Below are 20,068 nucleotides of genomic sequence, written 5' to 3'. Positions count from 1 at the left end.
ACATATGGCCTGTCCAAGTAGAAACGGCTATACAACAAGTAGCCGTCCTAATATAAGGACGGCTACTCAATTTACCTAAAAATAAACAAAAGATGTGAAGGTGCAAGTAATGGAGGAGAGGTTTGGAACTGTAGGAGCAGAGCGCCCGCCTTTGTCTCTGGATTTACACCACTAAAGGTGGTTAAAATAAAATAAATCTGGAGACAACAGCGGCCGAAAGTCCAAACACTCTCTGTAATTACCAGCCACTGAACATCTTTTGCAAAACACTACTCATTCAAATCTGGACGACTACCGGTAACCAGGTAAACTACGCTTTCACCAATGTTAGTAGCGTGATCGCCAATCCGTTCGATATATCGGCCTACCAGTGTCAATAACATAGCTTGGGATACTGTCTCCGGCTTTGTTACCATATAAGAATACAACTCATTGATCATCGCACCATACAATTGATCGACCTGATCATCATCCTGTGCCATTTTATAAGCCAGATCAGTGTTCTCATCCAGGTAAGACTGGATCGCCTCATCGATCATAATTGTCACGATTTCAGCCATACGAGGAATGTCTACAAGGGGCTTAATCAGCTGTTGGCCTTGAAGACGCATGGTCGCCTTAGCTACATCAATCGCCAGATCCCCCATGCGTTCCAAATCGCTTGATATTTTGAAGGCAACGATAATGCGGCGCAAATCCTTAGCTACGGGCTGCTGCGTAATAATTAAGCGTGAGCCAATTTCCATGATTTTATCTTCCATGGCATTCAGCTGTAAATCCGCTTCAACGACTTCCTGTGCGAGCGTTGTATCTAGATTTTGTAATGCATTAATTGCACCTTCAAGAGCATCCTTAACATGCTCACCCATCTGCTGCAGCAGACTGCGCAGCTCTTCCAAGTCTTTATCAAATTCTTTTCTGCGAATCATAATAAGAGCGATCCTCCTCATTAACGTATGGTCAGCTTGCCATTTCCAGGGACGAACACCCTTTTAAATCTGATCAGCCGAAACGTCCGGAAATATAATCTTCAGTGCGGGAATCTTTAGGGTTCGAGAAAAGCACCTCTGTGTCCGCCGCCTCTACAATTACACCATTTAAGAAAAACACGGTTCGACCGGATACACGTGCGGCCTGATGCATGTTATGAGTTACCATAACAATGGTATACTCACTTCTTAGTTCCTGAACAAGCTCTTCTATCTTGAGTGTGGATACAGGGTCGAGCGCAGAGGTTGCCTCATCCATTAGCAGAATATCAGGCTGTACCGCTAACGCTCTAGCAATACAAAGCCGCTGCTGCTGTCCACCAGACAAGCTAAGGGCAGATTTCTTCAGAAAATCTTTCACTTCCTCCCATAGGGCGGAGTGACGCAAGCTTTTTTCTACGATCTCATCCAGTTCACTTTTGGAACGGATGCCGTGTAAACGGGGACCGTAAGCTACATTGTCGTAAATCGACTTAGGAAAAGGATTCGGCTGTTGAAACACCATACCGACCTGCTTACGCAGGCTTTCCACCTCTACCTCATCACTATAAATATTTTTGCCACCGATGTTTACAGTTCCTTCTATACGTGTGCCAGGAATCATATCATTCATACGATTCAATGTGCGAAGCAACGTGGATTTCCCGCAACCGGAAGGTCCAATAAAAGCGGTAACCTGTTTCTCCGGGATTTGCAGATTCACATTCTTCAGTGCGTGGAACGACTCATAGTAGAGATCAAGATTCTCTATGTCAATGATGGATTTCATTAGTGTTTACGTCTCCTTCTCATCATCTTCGATCTCCATGATAAGCTTTTAGTGTAAATACAGTTGGAGAGAAATGTTAACGCAATGTAAAATCAGTGAGATGAATGGGTCCACATCACAGTATTTCCCCAGAAGCCAACTAGTACTCCGAGCATTTCTTATTTATGAAAAGTATAGAAAAAATAGAACTCCAGTCACTCTAAATGACCGGAGCTCTTTTTTTATTAACCACTAATTTATAGCCTACGCCTCGAATCGAATCGATATGAACGGATTCTGGATCCAGTTCAAGCTTTTTACGAAGTGAACTTACATGCACGTCCACCGTACGCTGCCCACCAATATAATCAAAGCCCCATACAGCATTCATGAGATCATCTCTCGTCAACACAACCCCTGGCTTACGAGCCAAATATAATAGCACTTCGAACTCTTTAGGCCGTAAATTAATACTATGACCACCGAGGGAGACTTCATATCTCTCAGGGTAAATCTCTAATTGACCTAAAATAATGGTAGATGCAGAGATAGGTGTTTCTGTAGGTGCTTCCTCAGCAAGTCCAGAAATCCTCCGAAGTACAGCACTTACTCTAGCGAGCAGTTCAGAGACGCCGAATGGTTTGGTTATATAATCATCAGCACCTGATTTCAGCCCTCTAACAACATCTTCTTCCGCATTTTTGGCGGTCAACACAATAATAGGTGTACGGATACCTTGTCCACGCAATTTATCAAGGATGTCAATGCCATTCATACCTGGCAACATCAGATCTAATACGATCAAGTCAAAAGGTTCCCTCGTCGCACGATCATATCCTGCCGTACCATGATCCTCTACTGTTACCTCGTAACCTTCCTGCGTTAAGTTATAGGACAGCAGCCGGGCCAGTGTCGGTTCGTCTTCAATGACAAGCAATCGTTGAGCCATAGGTTCCCCCGTCTTCCATATAGTTTGATTTTTACAAAACAACAACAAAACAATCATATCACCACAATGTTAACTTGGTGTAAAATCAATAAGGTGAATTTACAAAAATCTAATCCGCCTTTTCTTCCTGCAAGAGCGGCAACTCAATAATAAATGAACTTCCGATCCCCAGATCACTTTTAACCGAAATCACACCATGGTGCAGATCTACCAAGTGCTTCACAATAGACAGTCCCAGCCCCGTTCCACCGGAGCTTCTGGATCTTGCCTTATCCACTCGATAAAAACGTTCGAAAATGCGCGGCAGATCCTTTTTGGGAATTCCCATCCCTGTATCGGTAACGGTAAATTGGACATTCTCAGAACCATCTGGCTTCAGTATATTCTTAACATAGACTTTTACGCTACCCCCTTCATGCGTGTAATTAATCGCATTGGAGAGCAAATTCATAAAAATTTGACGTAGTTTATCTTCATCGGCCTCAATGAACAGCTCCTCAGGAACCTCTACGTTAAGACTAATACTTTTCTTCTCAGCCACTTTGCTAATGGTTCCCAGCACGGAATCAAAGAATTCAATGATATGAACAGGTGAGCAATCGAGCTGCACACGTTTAGATTCGATTTTAGATAATTCCAGAATATCTCCAATCAATCGATTTAAGCGTTCGTTCTCATCATAAATAATTTGCAAGAAGGAACGGGCTGTCTTCTCATCCTTAACCCCACCACCCAGCAAGGTCTCGGCAAATCCTTTAACAGCGGCAACCGGCGTCTTCAATTCATGGGATACGTTAGCGACAAATTCACTTCGCATCCGCTCCAGGCGACGAATCTCTGTTACTTCCTGCAGCAGGAAGAGCATGCCTCTATACGTCCCGTCCTGGATCATAGGTACTGCGTCCATACGTACAATCCGCTCTCTCGGATTGTAAATACTTCGTTCTTCATGGAGCGGTTCTTTATTCGATACCCCTTCTTCAAGCAGACGTGTTAACTCATAATGACGCTTTAGCTCCTTGTACGAATGACCCGCCATTTCACTGTTGCTAACATCCAGCATCCGCTCTGAGGCTCGGTTCAGCAGGGCAATTTCTTCGTCCGCATTGATCATTATGATGCCGCCAGTCATATTGTCCAGTACGCTTTGCAGCAGATCCTCATTATCACGAATGGTCTTAAGCTGAGCTTGAAGACTGTCAGCCATGGCATTTATCGCTGTCGCCAGCTGCCCGACCTCATCTTTACGCTTCAAATGGACTCTTGCATCATAATCAAGATCTGTAATACGCCGCGCGACTCTCGTGATTTGTTCAAGCGGTGAAGTCATGCTCGATGCCACTTTGTAGCTGACAATAGTTGCTGCCAGGAACAAAACAACTAACCCCCCAGCCATAATCATCCAAGCACGGTTAAGCCCTTCCGTTACTGCATCCAGTCCCATCGAGACCCGAATGTAACCGTCAAAACCATGATCTGAGGTCACCCGCTCAGCTACATATAACATCTCGCGATCTAAAGTTTCGCTGTAACGAATGGCTCGTCCAGTCCCCTCTTTAGCCGCAACAATCTCCTCTTCACGATTGGCGTGATTGTCCATCTCCAGAGGATTTTTCTCTGAATCCCCTAAAACTTCACCTGACTTACTGATAAAAGTAATCCGGGAGTCTAGAAGCTCGGCGACATGCTCTGCCTGCTCCGTGTAATACGGAATGGCATTGGTGGCGTTCATATCTACAAATTCCAATGTGCCTGCGAGTAAATTTATTTCCCGGGACATGTTCTCTTCGAGAGCAGCTATATGGGAGCTCTTAAACAGATGAGCCATCGTAAATCCAGTGCCAATCATGGAAATACCGATTAAGGCCATAAGTATAAACGTAAGACGAGCGCGAAACGGTTTCATCTGAAGTGTGCCTCTCCCTTTTTCATTGTATCTTTTATCCTAACTTCATTTTCATCAAAAAACCAGTGCTACTATTTTCGTGACATAAATCCCTACTATAATAGATTATATAAAAATAACAGCCCAAGTTGATTATCTCTGGACTGTTACTTTGTATTACTTTTGTAAAATATCATGATTTCATTCTATACAGGTTGCAAGAAACCACTGATTGCCCTGAGCATCTCTAATACCCGCTCCTCTTTCTCCATAAGGCTTATCCAATGGTTCTTCAATGATGGATGCCCCGGCATCCAAGCACTTACGAAAGGTCTCATCCACATTTCTTACATATAGATGAATAGCGAGCTGTACTGGTGAATATTTCTCATTAGCCTCGGAAACCTCGATGATCGAATCTCCTATTCTAAGTTCTGCATGTCTAATCTTGCCTTCATCATTCCGCAGCATATCATTAATTCTTGCATCAAAACAGTTCACAACAAAATCAATCAATTGATCTGCACCAGCCACGATAAAATACGGAGTAACGTTAAGAAGACCATTTCTAATATAATGTGGTACCATTCGTAAACCTCCTTTAGACAAGCATAAACACCTTCGGCGTCCCTATCTATATAGACGCTAAGTGATTACACGAGGAATATAAGGATAGATTATAGCGTGGAACATATAAATTCTTATATTTTCGATAAAACCGGAGAAAAAGCCATAGCAGCGGATGTCCCCACTTTATGACTATTTCACCGGACTGTACCCGACTTATTTAAATACAGGTTCTTTAAACTGAGTTAATTTTGCTGCGGAATCTTTCTCTACATCTGCGTGCAGACTGTTGCCATGGGCATCCATCGTTACAATAGCAGCGAAACCATCCACATCCAAATGCCACATTGCTTCAGGAATGCCAAATTCCATAAAATCAACAGCATTTACCTTCTTGATGCATTCCGCATAATACTGTGCAGCGCCACCAATCGCATTGAGATATACGCCCCCGTGCTCCTGAAGAGCTTTTAGCGTTTTTGGACCCATTCCACCTTTTCCGATGACGGCACGAATTCCAAATTTTTTGATAATATCGCCTTGATAGGGCTCTTCTCGGATACTAGTAGTCGGACCCGCTGCTTTAACATGCCAGCCTTCCTCGTCCTTCATCATTACAGGACCACAGTGATAGATAACTGCACCGTTCAAATCCACCGGAGCCTCATGATCCATTAGATATTTATGAAGTGCATCGCGGCCCGTATGCATTTCGCCGGATAAAATCACTACATCCCCAACTCGTAAACTACGGATATCCTCTTCACTAATCGGTGTGGTCAGGTGGACTTCGCGAGATCCAGTAGCTGCATTGTCTTCACCTGCATCCGCCACTTCCGTTTCCGACGCCTGGTCCCGTCCATCATCAACCGAAATCCCTGTACCGCTCTCGTACAACCAGTCCTCTATATTGCCTGTTGACGGATCAACCAGCACACCTTGGCGACGGAAAGCCCAACAGTTGTAGGCAACAGATACGAAAAAGCTGGCTGGCAAACGATTCATAACGCCGACCTTACAACCAAGCAGCGAAACTTCCCCACCAAAGCCCATCGTTCCAATACCCAACTTATTGGCATTCTCCATGATATAGTCTTCCAGCTTGCTGAGATCCTCTATTGGATTAACATCCTCCACTTTGCGGAACAGCTGCTTCTTAGCCAGCTCATAGCCAGTTGTGCGGTCGCCGCCGATACCAACACCAATAAAACCAGCGCTACAGCCTTGCCCTTGTGCCTGATAAACAGCATGTAAAATACATTTACGAATTCCGTCCAGATCACGGCCTGCCTTGCCCAATCCTTCTAATTCTGCTGGAAGGCTGTATTGAATATTCTTATTCTCGCAGCCGCCACCCTTCAGAATCAGTCTGACATCTATTTTTTCCTCTTCCCATTGTTCAAAATGAATGACCGGTGTACCTGCTCCCAAATTATCTCCGCTGTTCTCACCTGTCAATGAATCTACAGAATTTGGACGAAGCTTACCATTCTTGGTCGCCCGTACAATGGCGTTGTGAATATCTTTTTTCATCTCAATCTGATTGATTCCCACAGGTGTGTGAATGATAAATGTAGGCATTCCCGTATCCTGACAGATCGGTGATACTTGCTGCTCAGCCATTCCGATATTTTGAGCAATCGTAGTTAACGCAAGACCTGACCGGGTAGCTCTGTCCTCTAGTGCGCGACCCTTGGCGACCGCCCGGCGTACATCACCCGGCAAGTTCGTGGACGTTTCAACAATTAGATTATAAATGCTGTCTTCAAAATGCTGCATATTCATTCAAGCTCCTCTCAGCAGATCCAGATTATCAAAAGTCTGATACAATTAGTATAATAATATCATACCTAGCAGCTCATGAAAGGGGTTACTTTAAAATTGAACTACCATTTTTCCGCCTATTTATATCGGCTTCAATATATTCAGCGCTGGAGCCTAATGCGCAGCACCGCACCTGAGAACGTTGCCGAGCATTCTTTCCATGTAGCTCTGCTCACACATATGCTCTGTTCCATTGGTAATATTCATTATGGACGTTCATTAAACGCTGAAAGAGCAGCAACTATGGCCCTGTTCCATGATGCCAGCGAAGTGTTCACGGGTGACATCGCCACACCAGTGAAATACAATAATCCTCGGCTACTTACCAGCTTCCGCGAAATGGAAAGAATTGCTGCAGAACGCTTGACCGGTATGATTCCTCCCGAGCTTCAGGGCATTTACACGCAGCTCATGCAGCCAGAAGACAGTTCTCCCGATTCAGAGGACGTTCTCCTGCACAGCTACGTTAAGGCAGCCGATCGACTGGATGCTTACCTAAAGTGTGTCTGGGAGGTTGCTGCGGGCAACCGTGAATTCGCAGCGGCGAAAGAGCAGACAGGTGCGAAGCTACGCGGACTCGGCTTACAGGAAGTAGATTATTTCCTCACTCATATGGCTCCGAGCTTTGAAATGTCGCTCGATGAGCTGTCTGCTGGAAACTAAATCCCAAGATCAATACAAAAAGCTCTAATTCGGCTAACCCTGAATTAGAGCTTTTTAAATAAGTATCTAGGTTTGGTTGGCTGAGCGTCTACCCGTTTACGACCTCGCCACCATTTACATGGATAACTTGTCCGGTCACATAACTCGAATCGTCGGAGGCTAGATATACATAAGCTGGGGCCAGCTCCTCCGGTTGTCCCGGTCGCTTCATAGGCTGCGTACCGCCGAACTCACTAACCTGTTTTGCATCAAAAGTAGATGGAATAAGCGGTGTCCAAATTGGACCCGGAGCAACGCCATTTACCCGAATGCCTTTCTCTGCCAGATTCGTAGATAAGGAACGCGTGAAGCTCAGAATGGCTCCTTTCGTTGACGAATAGTCCAGTAATTGTGGACTACCACGATAAGCGGTAATCGAAGTCGTATTAATGATAGCTGATCCTGCTTTTAGATGAGGCATAGCCGCTTTGGTCAAATAAAACATTGCAAAAATATTCGTACGGAATGTACGCTCTAGCTGCTCGGACGTAATATCCTCGATCTTAGCTTGTGGATGTTGCTCCGCCGCGTTATTGATGAGAATATCCAGTTTCCCGAGGCCCTCTACCGTCTTTTTAATGAGATCTTTACAGAAGGTTTCCACACCAATATCTCCTGGAATCAGAATGCATTTGCGACCTTCCTGCTCCACCTGGCGTTTCGTTTCCTCTGCATCAGAGTGTTCATTCAGATATGAAATAACTACATCGGCGCCTTCTTTTGCAAAAAGAACAGCCACTGCCCGTCCGATCCCGCTGTCTCCTCCAGTAATAAGTGCCGCCTTGCCCTGCAATTTACCTGCCGCCTTATAATTAGCCGGCTCATATTTCGGCAACGGCTTCATTTCGCTCTCAATTCCTGGTTGATGATGCTGTTCTTGCGGGGGTAAGGTTTTCGTAGCTTGCTTGTCGTTTGACATAATCCTAGCTCCTCTCGTTAAGTAATTGATAGTTAACTGATCGTCTTAGGATGGCTCAAGCGTATACGTTTATACGCCGGCTTTATCATTTTTTTAAATTGCTGTATGAAAAGTTACTTACCACAATGCAGGTAGAATCAAACAATCCGAAGTTCATTTGAACGCAAATAAGGACTGTCCCCTAAGCCATGAAATGGCGATGTGGAACAGTCCTTATCGTTTAATGAAATTTAGCTTTGCTTCAGAAGAAGCAATTTTGCCTTAAGCTCTACAATTTTAGTTATAAAATCTCCCGCAATCAGATTCTTTTGATCGTCGGTTAGCTTGATATATCTGTCATACACCCAGTTTACTGCTGCCTCATCATTCAATACTAACAAATCTACAGCAGGAAGCTTGCCAATCTTAAAACCCACATTATTTGCTTTCTGTTGGTCGGTTAAGTTAGTCTTTCCCTGATAGTAACCCAACACCTTTAACTCCGAGTCATATAGAAGAACCATATATTCCTCTTCAAAATTCGGTTGAGTATAAAATGGTGATTCATCGTAATCAAAACTTTCATACGAATACTCAACAGCGCTATAACTTTTAGAAACCTCATTAAGATACGCTACCGTAGATGAAATATGTTCTACATTAAAATCCTTAGTAGGGTCCAACATATAGAATGCTGTATTTGGGGTTGTAGTAAAGTACTTCACTTCAGGATGTTGCTGAACAAATGCACTAGCTATCGAGATGCTATTTTGAATGTATTGCGAATTGCTCGCTCCTGTAATGTTTACACCTTCACTATATTTAGTTACCATTGACATATCAAGAGTAGTATATTTCACATTAAGATCCAATTTTATTGTCTTAAAGCCAATGGGTGCACCATTCTTATCAAATAAAATTATCGTCATGTAATCCTTAACATGCTCTGGATAGATCGGAAAGGTTACAAACATATCAAAAGGAAAATATCCTCGTGCTTTATCCATATCTGGTGATATTTCGAGTGCGGTAGTGAAATAATATTCTGCATGATCAGTTTGAGAACGTATTGCATGCGACACCTTACTTAAATTAACAGTTATAGAAGCAGCATTCGTATATTTATATACTGCTTCCTGCACTAGAGTTATCTCATTCACTACGGGAATATTCACCACTGGTGTTGGTGTTGGTGTTGGTGTTGGCGTTGGTGTGGTTGTTGGTGCTTCCCCGCCACTACCGCCTCCACCACCGCTCGAACCGCCAGCAGCCGCTCCTACAGTAGGTGTAACGGTGGGAGTAGGCATAGTGATGGAATCCTTCTGAGATCCCTCTAACAGATCGGGCTTTTTCTCAAACGAAGATCCTTTAGCCCCATCGTTCACTGTTGCAGATAATAGCTGACCTTGTCCAGTTACCTTTGTAAGTGCATCCAGAATAACCTTACTCACAGTAGTACCTTGACCTAGATTAAGAATTGCTCCAGTCTGTACAAATATACTCTTGATTTGGGTTGCTCCTTCAGTTACAAGACGAACAACTCCGCCTTTTCTCTGAACGACTACTTGCTCTATGATAGAATTCTTGAAGTGTATAGAATCAACACCTCCACCCTTAACAAAGACTTTTCCTTTTACAGTAACATTATCTAGTGATACTTCACCTTCTCCAATGCCTTCATCCAAAAGCAAATCCCCGTATATAACAGCGTTCTGAAGGTTAACCCCATAAGTACTCACTGTTACACTCTCATAACCCGTTAGGTGAGCAGGGTCTTTGCTGCCAAAAACTCCTGACTGCGTGATATGAAATCCACCACCCATTGGTGTATTCAAGGATTCCAATATAGCTACTGCTTCAGCCCGGGTCATAGCTTGCAATGGAGCAAAATTCCCGTTAGGATATCCTTTCATTGCTCCTAGATTCACCATTCCCGCTACCTTGCTCTCACTCCATGACGCTATTTGGTCCCGATCTTTGAATTGATCCAATACGACAGGGTCTGGATCTTCCAATTTCAGCAGTATACTGATTATTACCGCAACCTCCTGGCGGGTAACAGGATCATTTGGGCGAACCTTATCGCCATAGCCCTTTAAGTAACCTTGCGTAACTGCCTTGGAGAATTCCTCATACACCCAGCCGCTTGCAGGCAAATCAGTAAATTTCACTGGTTGACTCTTTGTGATCTCGAAAAAACGATTCACAAGGGTAACAAATTCAGCTCTCGAAATGCTTTGATTAGGCTTTACCGATCCATCTTCAAATCCTTTTAACCAGCCCTTCTCTAACCAGCTTTCGATCTGCTGCTGCGCCCAGTGACCCTCATAGTCTTTAACCGAGCTATCTGCTGCTGCGGATACGGAACCCAACGAACTAAATACTAAACTGAGACCCAAGCTTACACTCACAATCCTTCTTAACTTCACACCCATCCAAACTCCCCCGTAATCCCTCAGATAATAAAATAATTGTAATTTTAAACCAATCGCATAAACATTTTTATATTACTCTATTACTACGTAATTGAAAACGTTTTTTTCTCTAAGAAATAACTACTGTGATATTCTCAACACACAAAAAAACCCACTCTCCTTTACGGAAGCGGGCTCATAGTCGTACAGATTAAATAATATCGTTAAATACCATGAAGAATACCATCAGCAGCAATGACACGGACAACAGCGCACTAAGCGTACGCAATTTGCCTGTTTCTGCTTTGACATCACGGTTCTCACGAATTCCAGCAGCAGCAAGACGCAAAGGCTTGCTCATAATACCACCAAGCGCAAACATTGCTAGCAACAATACAACGATAATGATCATCCATGCTACAGAATAATCACCCTTGGTCATCATGTAACCACCTGTAAGTAGTTGAATCACTAAACCGTACTGTGCAAAGCGGTTAAATCCAGTAACTGCACTTAACGTACCTTCTTTTGCTGCAGGCGACAATTTTTCAGCACGACCGATGATGAAAGGCAGTACAAGGTAAAATCCTAGTGCCAACGTCCCGATCATATGTAAGAAAAACAAAACGTTCCAATCCATATCATATCTCCTCCAATTTAACTGTGATAATAGTTACATATAATTATACCCATAATATTAGAATAAGAAAAGCAACTTAGGTGTCCATTCTTTGAAGTTGTTGATATAAAAAAAGAGAGCGCCCTTAAGCCATTTCACGGCCTTCGGGACCCTCCCCTTTCATCTGACACAATCTACACAGATAATATTGCTGTTACACTACGTACGGACTCTGCGGACTTATCTAAAGCCGCTTTCTCCTCAGCCGTAAGCTCCAATTCAAAGATCTTCTCAATCCCATTCGCACCAAGAAGAGCTGGAACGCCCAGAAACAGATTGTCATAACCATATTCGCCTTCAAGCAAGGCAATAACCGGAATGATCCGTTTCTTATCCTTCAAGATCGCTTCCGTCATCTGAACTAAAGAGGCTGCAGGAGCATAATACGCACTACCATTTCCTAAAAGGTCAACGATTTCCCCGCCACCCACACGTGTACGCTTCACAATCTCCTCAATACGATCCGTAGGAATCAATGTATCGATTGGAATGCCTCCGACACTAGAATAACGAACGAGCGGTACCATATCATTCCCGTGTCCGCCTATTACGAAACCACGTACATCTTCAACGGATACGTTCAGCTCTTGTGCAATAAAAGTGCAGTAACGCGCTGTATCCAGCACACCGGATTGTCCAATTACGCGGTTTTTCGGAAAGCCTAACGCTTCAAATGCAGCATAAGTCATCGCATCTACTGGATTACTCAAAATAATTACGATGGATTCCGGTGCCACATCTCTTACGTTCTCGCATACCGACTTTACAATCCCTGCATTGATATTCACAAGATCGTCGCGGCTCATCCCAGGTTTACGGGCAATCCCTGCAGTGATAATTACAATATCAGAATCTACAGCATCTTCATAACTTGAGGTTCCTATAATATGACTGTCGAATCTCTGCACAGGACCTGCTTCTTGCATGTCAAGCGCCTTACCCTTGGTTGGGTTCTCCATTTGTGGAATATCGAGCAGCACAACGTCTCCAAGTTCCTTTTGAGCTAACATAAGAGCTGTAGTAGCGCCGGTAAAACCGGCACCTACCACTGTAATTTTATAACGCTTGATCGCCACAGATTCGCCTCCTAGAAATGATAAAGGTAAGGCTAATGTTATCTGGCTAAGGCTAATCTAACCTATAGGTGGTTAATAATTTCGTCTGCAAATGCGGAGCATTTCAGCTCAGTTGCACCTTCCATCAGACGGGCAAAGTCATAAGTCACGGTCTTATTGTTGATAGCAGTTTCCATACCTTTATAAATCAGGTCCGCTGCTTCCTGCCAGCCCAAGTGCTCCAAGAGCATTACGCCGGACAGAATAACAGAACCAGGATTCACAACGTCTTTGTCTGCATATTTAGGAGCTGTACCATGGGTAGCTTCAAAGATGGCGTGGCCAGTAATGTAGTTAATGTTCGCTCCAGGAGCGATGCCGATGCCGCCGATTTGTGCAGCCAGTGCGTCGGACAGGTAATCCCCGTTCAGGTTCAACGTAGCAATAACATCGAAATCAGTTGGACGAGTCAGAACTTGTTGCAGCGCGATATCCGCAATTGCATCCTTGATAATGATTTTGCCAGCAGCTTCAGCATCCTTCTGAGCAGCATTAGCGGCAGCCTCACCGTCACGTTCCTTAATCACATCATATTGACTCCAAGTGAAGACCTTATCTCCGAACTCTTGCTCAGCTACTTCATAACCCCAGTTTTTGAAGGCACCTTCAGTGAACTTCATGATGTTTCCTTTGTGAACAAGCGTTACGCTCTTACGTCCGTGCTTGATCGCATATTCAATTGCAGCGCGCACCAAGCGCTTCGAACCTTCGGAGGATACCGGTTTGATACCAATACCAGAAGTTTCAGGGAAACGGATTTTGTTAACTCCCATTTCTTTTTGCAGGAATTCGATGACTTTCTTCACTTCAGCAGAGCCTTCTTGATATTCAATCCCTGCATAGATATCCTCTGTATTCTCACGGAAAATAACCATATCCACCAGCTCAGGACGTTTAACAGGAGAAGGAACACCTTGGAAATAACGAACTGGACGCAGACATACATACAAATCCAATTCTTGACGCAAAGCTACATTCAATGAACGAATACCGCCTCCGATTGGAGTAGTAAGTGGTCCCTTGATCGCCACAAAATATTCGCGGATTGCTTCCAACGTATCATTTGGCAACCATTCACCATATGTATTGAAAGCTTTTTCGCCAGCAAATACTTCGTACCAAGCGATTTGCTTAGTGCCACCATAAGCTTTAGTTACTGCTGCATCAAGTACGCGCTTGGAAGCTTTCCAAATATCACGGCCTGTGCCGTCACCCTCGATAAAAGGAATGATTGGATTATTCGGAACTTGTAGTTTTCCTTCTTTAATCGTGATTTGTTCGCCTTCTGTAGGTAGATCGAATTTTTCTAGTTTCAACATTTGAGTGTATTCCTCCTAAAGTTTTGTGGGATTTAAATAGCATTGACAAGCATCCAAGCATAAACGCCTTCGGCGTCCTTATAAGGACGGTAAGTGTTTAAGCGAGAAATATAAGACATAAAGTATCGTGTGAAACTTATACTTTCTTATATTTGAACAAAACTCTCATCATCATTAAAATCAAAAATTTAAAACACTATTGCTAGGGTTCATTCTACTAAACTTTAGGAGCAGCCCGCAAGGCTGCTCTTCTATCTTTCGTCTACTGGAACGTATTTCTGTTCAACCATACCCGTATATTCTGCACGTGGACGAATAATGCGGTTATCTGTATATTGCTCCAGAATATGCGCAGTCCAACCTGAAGTCCGGCTAATTGCAAAAATAGGAGTGAACAGTTCACGATCTATGCCTAGCTGTGTATAAACAGAAGCCGAATAGAAATCAACATTCGGTCTTAATCCCTTTTGCCCGGTAATCAATTGTTCAATATTTACGGACATGTCGTAAAGGGTGGTGTCATTTTTCATCGTGCCAAGCTCCAGCGACATTTTCATCAAATGTTTGGCACGTGGATCACCATTCTTATATACTCGATGACCGAAGCCCATGATTTTCTCACGGTTATCCAGTTTCTTACGGATAAACGGTTCAACCGCTTCCAAACTTCCGATCTCCTCTAGCATCTTCATAACAGCTTCATTCGCCCCACCGTGAAGCGGGCCTTTGAGCGCACCAATAGCGGAGGTGACCCCAGAATAAATATCGGATAATGTCGCAACTGTAACCCGGCCAGCAAAAGTTGAAGCATTCAGCTCATGGTCCGCATGAAGAACAAGTGCGGTATCAAGTGCTTTGACAGATACGCTGTCCGGCTCTTTTCCCCACAGCATATACAGGAAGTTCTCAGCAATAGAAACGCCTTCTTTCGGAGCCACTGGTTCAAGCCCCTTACGAATACGCGACAGTGCCGCCACAATTGTTGGGAGTTGTGCCTGCAGTTTTACCGCCTTAATTTCGTTCGCTTCTCTGCTCATATCGTCAGCCGCTTCATCATAGAGAGCAAGGCTTGATACAGCCGACCGCAATGCTGCCATGGTGTTGGCGTCTTTTGGATAGAGCTTCATTTGCTCGATTACCTGTTCAGGAATCTGTGCGAAGGCACTAAGATCCCGCTTGAGCGCTTCCAGCTCTGGCACCGTCGGCAGACTGCCGAACCATAACAAATAAGCTGTTTCTTCGAAGGTAGCATGTTCTGCAAGTTCATCAATATTATAACCGCGGTAAGTGAGTACACCATCCACAATAGAACTAATGGATGAAGTTGTTGCAACGATACCTTCCAAGCCTTTGGTAGCTGTCATAGCATATCTCTCCTTTGCCAACAAGGTATAAAAACAATCTTAGTTCCATGAAAACATTTCCAATTCAAAGCATTAAAAAATCTAATAAGTGCGTGTAAGAACATTTCCGTCAGGAATGCTGTATGACCAACATGCTTCGTATCTTTATTCATCATACTGGATTTTGTCGGTTATGTGAACAATGTGGAAGCTTTGGAGCGCATCAAATGATTTTATCAGAGAGATAGAAAAAAACTTCTAATCCTCTGATTCAATTTTTTCATTTCAGTTTACAGATTCCGGCCCATTCTAATATTTATCCCGCATTCTAGTCTTTAAATCAATCCTATGAATATATATGAAGACGAGCTCTTATTCCCCTGTCTATGCAGGAATGAAGAAGGTGTGGTCTCGGTATGGATCGTTTGGTATTAAAAAGACTGCTGCGCGGCCTGTGGGTCGTTCTGGCAACTTCCATCCTCCTGCTCGCAATCTATTTATTACTTCCGCTGTTATACCCCCTGTTGCTCGCTTGGCTGCTCGCATATATCATGCATCCATTAGTACTTATTCTTAAAGGCTTTAAATTACCAAGCTGGCTTGCGGTATCACTCGCGCTGCTATTTTACATAGGCGGAATCACACTAGTCTTAACCGCGATGATTACAAGGCTCGTAAAAGAATTAATCGTCTTGCTGCAAACCTTTAATCTCCACACCGACCAATGGAAGGATCTTCTGATGTCCTTAAGCCAGAATGCAAGCATTCAGAACATCATCAACCAGATTAATCAATTCTACCGTGACAATCCTGACTATCATGCTACGATTGACAGCAATATCAGCAGAACAACGGAAACTGTAGGTTACGCAGTCACGCAAGTGGTCACGGGATTTTTTAATGTAATATTGAAACTGATCTCCGCACTTCCTAGTATGGGTACGATTCTTATCGTGGTTGTCCTTGCTGCCTTCTTCATTAGTACGAGTTGGGAGCGTCATAATGATAAACTTACAGGCTGGCTGCCGACAGTATTCCTAAAGCCTGTGTCAGATATCTGGAGAGATTTACGCAGAGCGCTCTTCGGTTATCTACGCGCCCAGGCCATCCTCATCTCCATCACAGCGATCATTGTAATAATCGGGCTGCTGCTGCTGGGTGTGAAGTCTGCATTTGCTATCGGCTTAATGATTGGCTTTGTGGATCTACTGCCTTATCTCGGTGTGGGAATTGTGATGCTGCCTTGGGCGTTATATTCTTATATGACGGACAATCTGGCACTAGGGATAGGACTATCCATACTTTACGCTGTTATTCTTATTACCCGGCAGGTGCTTGAGCCGAAAGTGCTCGCGAGCAGCATAGGACTCGATCCCCTTGCCATGTTAATTGGCATGTTCGCCGGTCTGCAGTTGTTCGGTATGCTAGGGCTGATCATCGGCCCCGTTGTCCTAGTAGTCCTTGTTGCCTTTAACCGAGCGGGCGTATTCCGAGCTTTGCACAGCTACATTGTTAGCGGCAGATTAAGATAGGAACCGATAATCATCCATTCGTAAAATAGCAAACAGAGCGGTCCCTTCAGCAATGACAGGGTCCGCTCTGTTATTGTTGTAAAAAGTATACTACCGACGGTAAAAGGTGAAGGTGCCATTCTTCATCTTCTTCTCAATCCACTTCAGCAAAAATATACGGTACAAAGGCCGAGTCAATGGAAATACTAGCGTGAAACCGACAATATCGGTTACGAAACCCGGCAATATCAGTAGCAATCCTCCGAAAAAAATACATAAACCATCCAGCATCGTCCGACCAGGGACGCGGCCCTCCTGCATATGTGTTCTGCTGTCCTGCAGCACCTTCTTACCTTCAAATCGCATCATTAGTAGACCGATTACTGAAGTGGTCAGCATAAGCAGCAACGTTTTAAATGCTCCAAGTTGATCTGCTACGTAGATAAAACCGAATAATTCCACAGCAGGAATAATAAATAGTCCAGCCCATAACCATTTGCTTCTAATCATACTGAACCCCCTTCTTCCCGCAGCGCCTCTTTTATTGCGTGAAAGAGCTCTGGAAGGGCTCTATCCAGCCTAGCAGGCCTCCATTCCTGGTTCACCCAAACATGACTTGTCGTGCCGGTAACCAGCAGCTCCCCAGGTGGATCCATCGACCGCAACTCCCCTAGAGTAGCCAATAAATCTTCTGAATTTCCACCTTCTTCTTCCGAAAGCCTCCGCACTTGATACTCAAATACGACTCGTAACGCTGAGAAGGTAGTCATTCGCGCATACACGGAGATAAGATCATCATATCGCGCCGGACTTTTAAATTGCAAATCTGCTGAGGTGACAGGAAGTAGGACGCCTTGTTTCTCAAGTTCGCGATAAGTAAAACCAACCTGACGAAACATCTCCGTACGACCAGACTCAAACCAGTTCAAATAATTCGCATGATACACGACACCCATCTGATCACTTTCCTGATAGCGAACACGCAGGGTCGACTTATACCATCGGCTGGGCAAGCCAGCTCGTTCTAATTCCATCTATAAATACTCCTTTCAGCATAGCAGCAGGGAAGCGTTAAGCCTGGGCCCCGCCTGAAGATAGCGTCATCGATAATTTGCGCCGAGAGTTTCTGGCAACATAGAACAGCAGCATTGCTCCTGCGATAGAGCTCAACATACAAGACAGATTCATTACTTCTACCCCGCCTTGATTGAGCAAGAATCCATTCAGTAAATTACCGACAATGCCAGAAAAACCTGCAAACACCATATTAAATACACTTTGGCCAGTGGCCTGCATCTCGTTAGACGTGATCTGAGATACATATTCGACTGCAGCAATATAAAAGAACCCAAATGAAAGACCATGCAGCACTTGCACTCCGATCATTACCGATGGATAAGGAAAAGCAACCTGAATACCCCACCGCAAAACATAAATAAGAGCCCCAAGGAGCAAGGTCCGCTCACGACCCAACCTCTTAATCACCTTAGAAGCAAACAGCATGGAAGGCACATTCGTCACCGATGCGAGAAAGAGCGCAATCCCTGCATAGCGCGTAGACCCTCCAACCGATTGAAAAGCAATTACAAAGTATGTACCAAAAGCAGCCATCGTCTGGTTCACAAGAAAGCTGCCACCCAAAAACGCAAGGAAGACCCGATTCCCCAGCAGTTGTCTTACCCCCTGAGTAAATGATTGCCTCATCATATGATTCTCTTCCGCCTGCTTCGGCAATGTAAACGCAATAAGGACTGCAATCAGATTAAAAAAGAGAAAAGGTAGCCATATCGTGGATACAGAGAAGGTAGATACGTACACCCCTCCTGCATAAGCTCCCAGAGCCGCTCCAATGCTCATCATAAGCCGGATGCTACCGTAAGTGGCTCCGGCTCTATTCGCCGCCGAGATCGCGTAAGAATCGGCTATAGGAGCCTGTGTAGAGGAGAAGATCGTTGAGCACGTATACACCAGAAGAAGTACAATGAAATATTCCGAACGATAAAAGACGGCTAGTAAGGCCGGAACCGCCACACTTAGGATTAGTACTAAACGCGTCTGATTATACCGATCAGAGATAATCCCCCACATCGGCTGAATGGTGATTGCAACTAGCGTGCCTGTTGCCATTAGTATACCTATCTGTCCACTATTAAGTCCATTATGGACCAGCAGCAGCGAAAGATAAGAGCCAAATGAACCGCCGGCCAATCCTAAAAATAGATAAAAGCCGCGCAGCTTCGATAATTTTTCCATTTGTACTATGAGTCCTCCAGCTTTATATTTTTATATTTTAACAGAACACCCGTACTTCATATGTAATCATCGCATTTAATATAGCAGTACTATAAAGGCGGTGGACAAGTTGAGCATAAAATATAACTCTCTCATGGTAAATCATCCTTGTCTAACAGACAAATCTAATGCGAGCAATAGACAAAGCTCTGCCTTTGGCTGGTCATCTAAGAACTGGAGTGGCTACACTGTTACTGGTAGAAAAGGTGCCTTCAATCGCATTTCCGGTGAATGGACCGTCCCATACGTAAAACCAACCCACAAATCCACCTATTCCTCCGCATGGATTGGCATCGACGGCTTCAAGAACAGCAACCTTATTCAGACGGGAACAGGTCATGAATTCGTAAATGGGACTACCCGTTATTACGCCTGGTGGGAAATACTACCTGACGTCGAGACCGTAATCCCTTTTCCAGTATACCCCGGAGATCATATGAAGGGTACTATCACAAAAATAAGCCACACGAAGTGGTCTATCACACTCCGGAATTTAAGCAGAAATTGGACCTTCCGAACGCTTCAGCGATATACTGGTCCGCAGACCTCCGGCGAATGGATTATGGAGGCTCCTGAGGTCGATGGTTCCATCGCAAAGCTGGCCCGCGTGGGCACTACCTGCTTCAACTGCTGCCGAATCAATGGAAAACGACCTAGGTTAACTCTTTCTAATGGAGGGATCATGGTCCAGAATAACACCACCGTTGCGGTTCCTTCCAGTCCAAGCCCTCGAGGGGACTCTTTTAGCGTCAAACGTATATACTAACAGCATAAATGGATTCAGTACAAAAAAAAGAGCTGCCTCATTTGTAGATTTTCACTACATCTGAGAC

At 44.2% G+C, this 20,068-nt stretch carries 18 protein-coding genes; 3 read left to right on the top strand and 15 right to left on the bottom strand.

The window, feature by feature from the left end:
- Positions 1–269 precede the first annotated feature (269 nt).
- The 6 genes from phoU to MKY99_RS08990 form a co-directional block, all read right to left on the bottom strand.
- Positions 270–929 (bottom strand): phosphate signaling complex protein PhoU, encoded by a 660-nt coding sequence (gene phoU / locus MKY99_RS09015; protein WP_042186547.1) that lies wholly within the window; start codon positions 927–929, stop codon positions 270–272.
- Positions 930–1,002: 73 nt separating this feature from the next.
- Positions 1,003–1,758 (bottom strand): phosphate ABC transporter ATP-binding protein PstB, encoded by a 756-nt coding sequence (pstB, locus tag MKY99_RS09010; RefSeq protein ID WP_042186541.1) that lies wholly within the window; start codon positions 1,756–1,758, stop codon positions 1,003–1,005.
- 199 nt (positions 1,759–1,957) lie between these two features.
- Positions 1,958–2,686 carry a response regulator transcription factor gene (locus MKY99_RS09005; RefSeq protein ID WP_042125998.1) on the bottom strand — a complete coding sequence of 243 codons (729 nt, stop codon included), beginning with the start codon at positions 2,684–2,686 and terminating at the stop codon, positions 1,958–1,960.
- Positions 2,687–2,795: 109 nt separating this feature from the next.
- The gene (locus MKY99_RS09000; RefSeq protein ID WP_339269979.1) at positions 2,796–4,592 is read right to left on the bottom strand and encodes an ATP-binding protein; all 1,797 of its coding nucleotides are present in this window, start codon (positions 4,590–4,592) and stop codon (positions 2,796–2,798) included.
- A gap of 180 nt (positions 4,593–4,772) precedes the next feature.
- On the bottom strand, positions 4,773–5,159 hold the full coding sequence (locus MKY99_RS08995; protein ID WP_339269977.1) for a VOC family protein: 387 nt from the start codon (positions 5,157–5,159) through the stop codon (positions 4,773–4,775).
- A gap of 195 nt (positions 5,160–5,354) precedes the next feature.
- Positions 5,355–6,917 carry a fumarate hydratase gene (locus MKY99_RS08990; RefSeq protein ID WP_042193545.1) on the bottom strand — a complete coding sequence of 521 codons (1,563 nt, stop codon included), beginning with the start codon at positions 6,915–6,917 and terminating at the stop codon, positions 5,355–5,357.
- Positions 6,918–7,019: 102 nt separating this feature from the next.
- Between MKY99_RS08990 and yfbR the strand changes: the two genes are divergently transcribed.
- Positions 7,020–7,625, top strand: a complete 606-nt coding sequence (yfbR, locus tag MKY99_RS08985) for a 5'-deoxynucleotidase (protein ID WP_143764010.1) — start codon at positions 7,020–7,022, stop codon at positions 7,623–7,625.
- 88 nt (positions 7,626–7,713) lie between these two features.
- Here yfbR and MKY99_RS08980 read toward each other — a convergent pair whose 3' ends face one another.
- The 6 genes from MKY99_RS08980 to MKY99_RS08955 all read right to left on the bottom strand — a co-directional run bounded on the left by MKY99_RS08980 (position 7,714) and on the right by MKY99_RS08955 (position 15,453).
- On the bottom strand, positions 7,714–8,583 hold the full coding sequence (locus MKY99_RS08980; protein ID WP_339269975.1) for an SDR family oxidoreductase: 870 nt from the start codon (positions 8,581–8,583) through the stop codon (positions 7,714–7,716).
- 230 nt (positions 8,584–8,813) lie between these two features.
- Complete coding sequence (locus tag MKY99_RS08975) at positions 8,814–10,997, bottom strand: S-layer homology domain-containing protein (RefSeq protein ID WP_339269973.1); 2,184 nt, start codon at positions 10,995–10,997, stop codon at positions 8,814–8,816.
- Between the two features lie 190 nt (positions 10,998–11,187).
- Positions 11,188–11,616 (bottom strand): hypothetical protein, encoded by a 429-nt coding sequence (locus MKY99_RS08970; protein ID WP_042125989.1) that lies wholly within the window; start codon positions 11,614–11,616, stop codon positions 11,188–11,190.
- A gap of 173 nt (positions 11,617–11,789) precedes the next feature.
- On the bottom strand, positions 11,790–12,731 hold the full coding sequence (gene mdh / locus MKY99_RS08965) for a malate dehydrogenase (protein ID WP_042186530.1): 942 nt from the start codon (positions 12,729–12,731) through the stop codon (positions 11,790–11,792).
- A 62-nt stretch (positions 12,732–12,793) separates the two neighbouring features.
- Positions 12,794–14,089 (bottom strand): NADP-dependent isocitrate dehydrogenase, encoded by a 1,296-nt coding sequence (gene icd, locus MKY99_RS08960; RefSeq protein WP_042125986.1) that lies wholly within the window; start codon positions 14,087–14,089, stop codon positions 12,794–12,796.
- A gap of 251 nt (positions 14,090–14,340) precedes the next feature.
- Positions 14,341–15,453, bottom strand: a complete 1,113-nt coding sequence (locus tag MKY99_RS08955; protein WP_339269970.1) for a citrate/2-methylcitrate synthase — start codon at positions 15,451–15,453, stop codon at positions 14,341–14,343.
- Positions 15,454–15,848: 395 nt separating this feature from the next.
- Here MKY99_RS08955 and ytvI point away from each other — a divergent pair, with 395 nt between their 5' ends.
- Positions 15,849–16,964: a sporulation integral membrane protein YtvI gene (gene ytvI, locus MKY99_RS08950; protein WP_339269968.1), complete on the top strand. Its 1,116-nt coding sequence runs from the start codon at positions 15,849–15,851 to the stop codon at positions 16,962–16,964.
- A 90-nt stretch (positions 16,965–17,054) separates the two neighbouring features.
- Here the strand turns inward: ytvI and MKY99_RS08945 are convergent, their stop codons facing one another.
- Genes MKY99_RS08945 through MKY99_RS08935 form a run of 3 tightly spaced genes read right to left on the bottom strand, consistent with a single transcriptional unit; the run spans position 17,055 to position 19,196 of the window.
- Positions 17,055–17,453 (bottom strand): FxsA family protein, encoded by a 399-nt coding sequence (locus MKY99_RS08945; RefSeq protein WP_042186523.1) that lies wholly within the window; start codon positions 17,451–17,453, stop codon positions 17,055–17,057.
- Positions 17,450–17,977: a thioesterase family protein gene (locus tag MKY99_RS08940; RefSeq protein ID WP_042186522.1), complete on the bottom strand. Its 528-nt coding sequence runs from the start codon at positions 17,975–17,977 to the stop codon at positions 17,450–17,452. The genes MKY99_RS08945 and MKY99_RS08940 overlap by 4 nt, the downstream gene beginning before the upstream one ends.
- A gap of 37 nt (positions 17,978–18,014) precedes the next feature.
- Positions 18,015–19,196 (bottom strand): MFS transporter, encoded by a 1,182-nt coding sequence (locus tag MKY99_RS08935; RefSeq protein WP_339269966.1) that lies wholly within the window; start codon positions 19,194–19,196, stop codon positions 18,015–18,017.
- Between the two features lie 133 nt (positions 19,197–19,329).
- Between MKY99_RS08935 and MKY99_RS08930 the strand changes: the two genes are divergently transcribed.
- Positions 19,330–20,001, top strand: a complete 672-nt coding sequence (locus tag MKY99_RS08930; RefSeq protein WP_339269964.1) for a G1 family glutamic endopeptidase — start codon at positions 19,330–19,332, stop codon at positions 19,999–20,001.
- The last annotated feature ends 67 nt before the right edge of the window (positions 20,002–20,068 follow it).

Origin of the sequence: Paenibacillus sp. FSL R5-0470, assembly GCF_037975205.1 — a bacterium.
GTDB lineage: Bacteria > Bacillota > Bacilli > Paenibacillales > Paenibacillaceae > Paenibacillus_AQ.
Note: the sequence above shows the minus strand (reverse complement) of the source record. Positions and strands in the feature narration are given on the sequence as shown.